At 67.2% G+C, this 6,736-nt stretch carries 7 protein-coding genes; 2 read left to right on the top strand and 5 right to left on the bottom strand.

Annotation, left to right across the window (positions count from 1 at the left end):
- Window positions 1-442: type VI secretion system Vgr family protein (locus AVME950_RS18525; protein ID WP_284430940.1), on the bottom strand; the 442-nt coding region annotated here is incomplete at its 3' end.
- A gap of 529 nt (window positions 443-971) precedes the next feature.
- On the opposite strand from AVME950_RS18525, the gene AVME950_RS18520 reads away from it, so the two are divergent.
- Window positions 972-2,258 (top strand): O-acetylhomoserine aminocarboxypropyltransferase/cysteine synthase family protein, encoded by a 1,287-nt coding sequence (locus AVME950_RS18520; RefSeq protein WP_284430939.1) that lies wholly within the window; start codon window positions 972-974, stop codon window positions 2,256-2,258.
- A gap of 119 nt (window positions 2,259-2,377) precedes the next feature.
- Here the strand turns inward: AVME950_RS18520 and egtB are convergent, their stop codons facing one another.
- The 3 genes from egtB to AVME950_RS18505 all read right to left on the bottom strand — a co-directional run bounded on the left by egtB (window position 2,378) and on the right by AVME950_RS18505 (window position 4,916).
- Window positions 2,378-3,709, bottom strand: a complete 1,332-nt coding sequence (egtB, locus tag AVME950_RS18515; protein ID WP_284430938.1) for an ergothioneine biosynthesis protein EgtB — start codon at window positions 3,707-3,709, stop codon at window positions 2,378-2,380.
- Complete coding sequence (gene egtD, locus AVME950_RS18510; protein ID WP_284430937.1) at window positions 3,706-4,623, bottom strand: L-histidine N(alpha)-methyltransferase; 918 nt, start codon at window positions 4,621-4,623, stop codon at window positions 3,706-3,708. The genes egtB and egtD overlap by 4 nt, the downstream gene beginning before the upstream one ends.
- A gap of 113 nt (window positions 4,624-4,736) precedes the next feature.
- On the bottom strand, window positions 4,737-4,916 hold the full coding sequence (locus tag AVME950_RS18505) for a hypothetical protein (protein ID WP_284430936.1): 180 nt from the start codon (window positions 4,914-4,916) through the stop codon (window positions 4,737-4,739).
- A gap of 30 nt (window positions 4,917-4,946) precedes the next feature.
- Here AVME950_RS18505 and AVME950_RS18500 point away from each other — a divergent pair, with 30 nt between their 5' ends.
- On the top strand, window positions 4,947-5,975 hold the full coding sequence (locus tag AVME950_RS18500) for a metal-dependent hydrolase (RefSeq protein WP_284430935.1): 1,029 nt from the start codon (window positions 4,947-4,949) through the stop codon (window positions 5,973-5,975).
- 66 nt (window positions 5,976-6,041) lie between these two features.
- On the opposite strand, the gene AVME950_RS18495 is transcribed toward AVME950_RS18500, so the two are convergent.
- Window positions 6,042-6,638: an OmpW/AlkL family protein gene (locus AVME950_RS18495; RefSeq protein WP_284430934.1), complete on the bottom strand. Its 597-nt coding sequence runs from the start codon at window positions 6,636-6,638 to the stop codon at window positions 6,042-6,044.
- Window positions 6,639-6,736 lie beyond the last annotated feature (98 nt).

Here is a 6,736-nt window from a genome sequence, read left to right as displayed (position 1 = left end):
AGTCGGTCTCGCCGTACTGCACGCAGTAGTCCCAGCTGCGATACGCCCGCGTGAGCCGCTTTTGCAGGGGGTGGCCGTATTTGCCGAGCACCTCTTCGATGATGTCGGGAACGGTCTTGTTCTGGAATATCTTGAAGTCGCTCTTGCGCGTGGCCAGCCACAGCCAGGGCTGCAGACGCAGGCGGTAGGCGTAATACCGGTGGTCTTCGCCCTGCAGGCCGAACCGGGTGACGATGCCGTCCAGGTAGCGCCGGCCGCCGCCTTCGGTCTCCACCTCCACCGTGGCGTGCTTGCCCAGCAACGCCTTGGGGTCGAGGGACTTGCTCTCGCTCAGCAGATCCACATCCAACGCGAACAGCTCGCTCAAGGATTCCTTGCCCTGCAGGCGGCGAAACTGCAGCTGTTCTCCCAATGGCGTTTGGATCGTGACGCGGCGTGTCATTGGCTGACGGTCTTTGGACCGCTCCCTCTCTTGATTTAGTGGCGCGGATAATAGCGACCTATCGCCTTTTCAAAAGAGGTAATAAGTATTTTCTATGCGTATTTTTTGTTTCAAGATGAAATGGCTTTTTCAGGTTATCTGATCGGATTAACGACCGCCGAATGTCAAGGGTCACCCATGCTGATCTGGCATTGACTCCAATGTCAACCGCATAACCACACAGTCCAAACCATTACCCATATCGGCCCCTTGCCGACCTTTCGTCAGGAATCGGTTTTTGCCTGCCATGCTTTATTGTGAAAATAATTCCAGAGTACCGGACGCGTTTCGCACACGGTGGCTGCCCGAACTCAAAACTGTGCCCGCCATGCGAACGCTGACACCACCCTTTTGTTGGCCGAAATAAGCACATAGCCAATGCGTTGTTCGGACGCCGGGCACGCGGTGCAAGAATGGCCCGCACCGCGTTGCGCAGGCCTTGCCTGCGCTTCACGCGCCCTGTTCCCGTCACCCCAGAAAGAGACAACCCATGCGGATCGAAACCCTCGCCGTCCATGCCGGACAGTCGCCCGACCCCACCACCAAGGCGGTGGCCGTGCCCATCTACCAGACGGTGGCCTATGCCTTCGACAGCGCCCAGCACGGCGCCGACCTCTTCGACCTCAAGGTGCAGGGCAACATCTACACGCGCATCATGAATCCGACCAACGACGTGCTGGAAAAGCGCGTCGCGGCGCTGGAGGGCGGCATCGCCGCGCTGGCCGTGGCCTCGGGCATGGCAGCCATCACCTACGCGATCCAGACCATCGCCGAAGCCGGCGACAACATCGTCTCGGCCAGCACGCTCTACGGCGGCACCTACAACCTCTTCGCCCACACGCTACCGCAGCAGGGCATCACCACGCGGTTCGCCGATCCGCGCGACCCGGCCAGCTTCGCGCAGCACATCGACGCACGCACCAAAGCCATCTTCATCGAATCCATCGGCAACCCGCTGGGCAACGTGACCGACATCGCGGCCCTGGCCCGGGTGGCGCACGACCATGGCGTGCCGCTCATCGTGGACAACACGGTGCCCAGCCCCTATCTGCTGCGCCCCATCGAACACGGCGCCGACATCGTGGTGCATTCGCTCACCAAGTACCTGGGCGGCCACGGCAACAGCGTGGGCGGCGCCATCGTGGACAGCGGCAAGTTCCCCTGGGCGAAGCACAAGGCGCGCTTTCCCCGCCTGAACGAGCCCGATGTGAGCTACCACGGCGTGGTCTACACCGAGGCGCTGGGCGAGGCGGCCTTCATCGGCCGCGCGCGCGTGGTGCCGTTGCGCAACACCGGCGCGGCGCTGGCCCCGCAGAACGCGTTCCTGATCCTGCAGGGCATCGAGACGCTCGCGCTGCGCATGGATCGAATCTGCGAGAACACGCTGGCCATCGCGCGTGCGCTGCAAGGCCATCCCAAGGTGGAGTGGGTGCGCTACGCCGGGTTGCCGGACCATCCGGACCACGCGCTGGTGCAGCGCCAGCTGGGCGGGCGGGCGTCGGGCATCCTGTCGTTCAGCCTGCGCTCGGAAGAAGGCACGGACCCGCGTGCGGCGGGTGCGCGCTTCCTGGATGCGCTGCAGCTCTTCACGCGCCTGGTGAACATCGGCGACGCCCGCTCGCTGGCCACCCACCCCGCATCGACCACGCACCGCCAGCTCGATGCCGGCGAGCTGGCCAAGGCCGGGGTCACGGAAGGCATGGTGCGGCTGTCCGTGGGGATCGAGCACATCGAAGACCTGCAGGCCGACCTGGCGCAGGCGCTGCAGGCGGTGTGACCGCCGCACGGTCGGGGCGGCGGACTGCGGCCGCCCCCATGCGATCCATGGTCTTTTGGGCTTCCAGCACAATCAGTACTAGGGCATAACGCTATCAATTCAATAGCAAATCAATCCCATCACAGATCCCGCGCCAGCCGCAGCCCCGAGAACTGCCAGCGCGCGGTGGCGGGAAAGAAGTTGCGATACGTCGCCCGCACATGCCCGGCGGGCGTGGCGCACGAGCCGCCGCGCAGCACGTATTGGTTGACCATGAACTTGCCGTTGTACTCGCCCACTGCGCCCTCGGCCACGCGGAAACCGGGGTAGGCAGCGTAGCTGGACTGCGTCCACTCCCACACGTCGCCGAACATTTGCACCAGGCCCCGCCCGGCATCAGAGGCCGGCCGCGGATGCAGTGCGCCGCTGTCGGCAAAGTGGCCGCTGGCAGCGTTCGCGCCCTGCACGCCCTGGGAGGTGGCCGCCACCTCCCATTCGGCCTCGGTGGGCAGGCGCGCACCGGCCCAGCGTGCATAGGCGTCGGCCTCGTAATACGACAGGTGCACCGCGGGGGCGTGGGGTTGGAGCGGGCGCGGTCCGGCCAGTGTGAACTCGTACCAGGCCACGCCCTGGCGTTGCCAGTAGATGGGGTGCGACAGCTGCTGCGCACGCACCCAGTCCCAGCCCTCGGCCAGCCAGTGGGCGGATTCCTGGTAGCCGCCGTCTTCGACGAACGCCAGGTATTCGGCGGTGGTCACCGGCCGGTTGGCCAGCTCGAACGGCTGCAGGTACACGCGGTGGCACGGCCCCTCGTTGTCGAAGGCAAAGCCGCCCCGGTCCCCGCCCGGATGGCCGATCTCGCACACGCCACCGGCAAAGGGCTGCCAGGCCAGCGGGACGCCGCCGGCCGGCAAAGGCTGGGCCTGCTGCTGCGTCTGCGCCTGCGCGTGCCCCGGCAGGCGGTAGGCCGGCCACAGCGGGCTGCACGACAGCAGGTGCTTGACGTCGGTGAGGATCAGTTCCTGGTGCTGCTGCTCGTGCTGCAGCCCCAGCTCAATCAGCGCCGCCAGCGCGGGATCGTCCGGCCGCTCGGCCATCAGGCGCGACATGCGGCTGTCCACGTCGGCCCGGTAGGCCAGCACCTGCGGCAGTGCGGGCCGGGTGAGCAGGCCGCGCTGCGGCCGCGGGTGCTTGTCGCCCACGCCGTTGTAGTAGGAATTGAAGATCACCCGGAAGGCGGGATGGAACGGCGCGAAGCCGGGCTCGTTCGGCTCCAGGATGAAGGTCTCGAAGAACCAGGTGGTGTGCGCCAGGTGCCATTTCACGGGGCTGGCGTCGGGCATGGATTGCGCGCAGCAATCCTCGTCGGACAGCGGCAGTGCCAGGGCCATGGAGGCGCGGCGCACCTCAGCGTAGCGCACGCTCAGCGTGCAGGGTGCGACGGGGTGGGGAATGCGGGTGGCGAAGTTCATGGCTGGGCATGCACCACGGCGAACCAGCCCCGCTCGTCCGTCCAGGCCTGAGCGCGCGAAAAGCCCGCGCGCGCCAGCAGCGCCTGGAAGGCCGTGAGGCTGTATTTGTAGCTGTTCTCGGTGTGAATGCGCTCGCCCGCGGCAAAGTCGCGGCCTCCGCCAGGCCAGCGCACCTGCACACCTTCGCGGGCCTCCAGGTGCATTTCGATGCGCGACTGCTCCCCGTTGAAGAACGCCCGGTGCTCCCACGCCTCGGGCGTGAAATCGCTGCCGATGAGCCGGTTCACATGGGCCAGCACATTGCGGTTGAACGCGGCCGTGACGCCGGCGGCATCGTCGTAGGCCGCCTGCAGCACATCCACGTCCTTGGGCAGATCGATGCCGATCAGCAGCGCGCCATCGTCATCGACCAGCGAGCGCATGCGTGACAGCAGCTCCAGCGCCTGGGGTGGGTCGAAATTGCCGATCGACGAGCCAGGGTAGAACACCACGCGGCGTGCACGGGGAATGTCCGGGGGCAGCTGGAGGGGGCGGGTCAGATCGCCCGCCACCGCATGGGCCTGCAGTGCGGGCAGGTCGCTGCACAGGCGGGCCACGCCCTCGCGCAGGAAGTCCGCCGAGATGTCCACGCCCACGAACCGCTCGGGCTGCAGCAGGCGGCACAGCGTGCGCGCCTTCTCGCAGTTGCCCGCGCCCAGTTCGATGACGGTGCCGCCCTGCCCCACGGCGCGGGCGATGTCGTCGCCGTGCGTCCGCATGAGCGCGTGCTCGGTGCGGGTGGGGTAGTACTCGGGCAATCGGGTGATTTCCTCGAACAGCTGGGAGCCCCGCTGGTCGTAGAAATACTTGGGGGAAATGCACGCGGGACGGCGGGCCAACCCCTGGAGGATGTCGTGGTGCGGTGTGTTCTGCATGTCGCTCGGGGGCTGGGTCTGTCGGATCGCGGCGCACCGGGGGCGGCGCGGCTGCAACGCATGGCCGCCTCCAATCGCTCTCCGGCAACCTGAGACGGCCATGTAACAGAGCATTACAGACGCCCCGCCACCCGGATGTAGGACACGTCCGCAAATCCATCAGCGCCATCCGGCAGCGCATCGACTGCGCTTTCCAGGACACGCATCGCCATCATCCCCGCCACCGCACGGTTTTTTCGCAGGCCCCATGGCGCGCCCGCGCGGCTGCGCCACACTCCGCCGATCGACACCATCGGCCGGCTACCACGGCCTGCTTCGCTGCCATGGATTCCCTGACCCAGATCGCCCTTGGTTCCGCCGTTTCGCTCGCCGTGATGGGCCGGCGCACCGCCCCCTGGAAAGCCGCGCTGTGGGGTGCGGTGGCGGGCACGCTGCCCGACCTGGACGCCTTCATCGACCACGGCAATGCCATTGCCAACATGGTCGAGCACCGGGCGGAAAGCCATGCCCTGCTGTACCTCAGCCTGTTTTCGCTGCCCCTGGGCGCGCTGGTGGCGCGCCTGCATGGCGAGCAGGCCGGCTGGCGAAGGTGGTGGCTGGCGATGTGGCTCGCGCTCGTCACCCACCCGCTGCTGGATGGCATGACGGTGTACGGCACCCAGTTGTGGAAGCCGTTCACCAGCCACCCGTACGGGGTGGGCAGCATCTTCATCATCGACCCGCTGTACACCGTGCCGCTGATCGTCGGCGTGGTCGCCGCGCTGGCGAGCGGCCCGCCGGTCGGGGCCCGCTGGAACCGTTGGGGCCTGGCGCTCAGCACGCTCTACCTGGCGTGGAGCGTGGGCGTGCAGCAGCACGTCACCGGCGTGGCGATGGCCTCGCTGCGCACGCAGGGCCTGCCGGTGCAGACGGTGCTGGTGACACCCACCCCGTTCAACACCCTGCTGTGGCGCGTGGTTGCGGTCACGCCCACCCAATATGCCGAAGGCTTCTATGCCCTGGCCGACGGCAACAGGCCCATGCAATGGACGGTGCACGAGCGCGGGGCCCCGCTGATCCAGCGCTACGGGACCGTGCCGGACGTGCAGCGGGTGGCGCGCTTCAGCCACGGCTTCTATCGCATGCGTTCGCGGGACGGCCGCGTCTTCGTGACCGATCTGCGCATGGGACAGGAGCCCGACTACAGCTTCCAGTTCGATCTCGGCACGCCCGCGCAGCTGGATGCCGGCCAGCCCGAGGTGGCGCTGCGCGGACAGCGCCCGGACATCGGCACGGCCCTCGCCGCGCTGTGGCGGCGCATGTGGGGGCATGCGGGCGGCTCGGGGCCGTTCGGTGCCGGCACGGCCCCATGAAAAAAGCCGGCGCCACGCGCCGGCTTTCCCCACCAGTCTGTCAGTGGCCGCACCCGCGGCCCGCGGTCAGAACCGCCAGCCCAGGCCCACGCCGGCCAGCACGGGATCGATCTTGAAGGTGCCCAGCTTGGCACCGGCTGCGAACACGTCGGTCTGGATGTAGACCTTCTTCACGTCGAAGTTCAGCACCAGGTTCTTGGTGAGGGGAATGTCCACGCCGACCTGCAGGGCGCCGCCCCAGCTGCTCTTGTCGATGCTCACGCCGGCGGGCAGGCGCACGCTGGAAAACCGCGTGTAGTTCACGCCCGCGCCCACGTAGGGACGAAAGCCCGCGGTGTCGAAGTGGTACTGCAGCATCAGCGAAGGCGGCAGGTGCTTGAGCGTGCCGATCTGCGCGTTCAGGGCGCTGGAGGACAGCCGCTGCTTCTGGGGCACGGTCAGCACCAGCTCGGCGGCGATGTTGCGGTTGAAGAAATAGGAGATGTCGACTTCAGGCAGCGTCTTGTCGTTGATCGACAGGCCCAGGCCGGTGCTGTCCTTGTTGGAGGAATCCAGGTTCACGACACGCGCACGAACGAGCCAGGGGCCTTCCGCCGTTTGCGCGAAGGCGGCGCCGGAGGTCAATGCGCACAGCACGGCCAGGGCCAGCAGGTTTTTTTTCATACGGAAACTCGATGCGTTGAACGGGGACGACCCCCGTGCATGCATTGGGCCGGCAAACGGCCCGGACGGCCTTGCCATGGATCAAACCGCCGGCAGGT

The sequence above is a fragment of the Acidovorax sp. SUPP950 genome (genome assembly GCF_030158935.1).
Classification (GTDB): Bacteria; Pseudomonadota; Gammaproteobacteria; order Burkholderiales; family Burkholderiaceae_C; genus Paracidovorax.
The sequence above is the reverse complement of the archived record's forward strand: the minus strand, read 5'-3'. Positions and strand labels throughout refer to the sequence as shown.

Bases quoted from the DNA above. Each gene is read 5' to 3' on its own strand.
- AVME950_RS18495 (WP_284430934.1), bottom strand. From the start codon at position 6,638: ATGAAAAAAAACCTGCTGGCCCTGGCCGTGCTGTGCGCATTGACCTCC.
- AVME950_RS18505 (WP_284430936.1), bottom strand. From the start codon at position 4,916: ATGGTGTCGATCGGCGGAGTGTGGCGCAGCCGCGCGGGCGCGCCATGG.
- egtB (WP_284430938.1), bottom strand. From the start codon at position 3,709: ATGAACTTCGCCACCCGCATTCCCCACCCCGTCGCACCCTGCACGCTG.
- AVME950_RS18500 (WP_284430935.1), top strand. From the start codon at position 4,947: ATGGATTCCCTGACCCAGATCGCCCTTGGTTCCGCCGTTTCGCTCGCC.
- AVME950_RS18520 (WP_284430939.1), top strand. From the start codon at position 972: ATGCGGATCGAAACCCTCGCCGTCCATGCCGGACAGTCGCCCGACCCC.
- egtD (WP_284430937.1), bottom strand. From the start codon at position 4,623: ATGCAGAACACACCGCACCACGACATCCTCCAGGGGTTGGCCCGCCGT.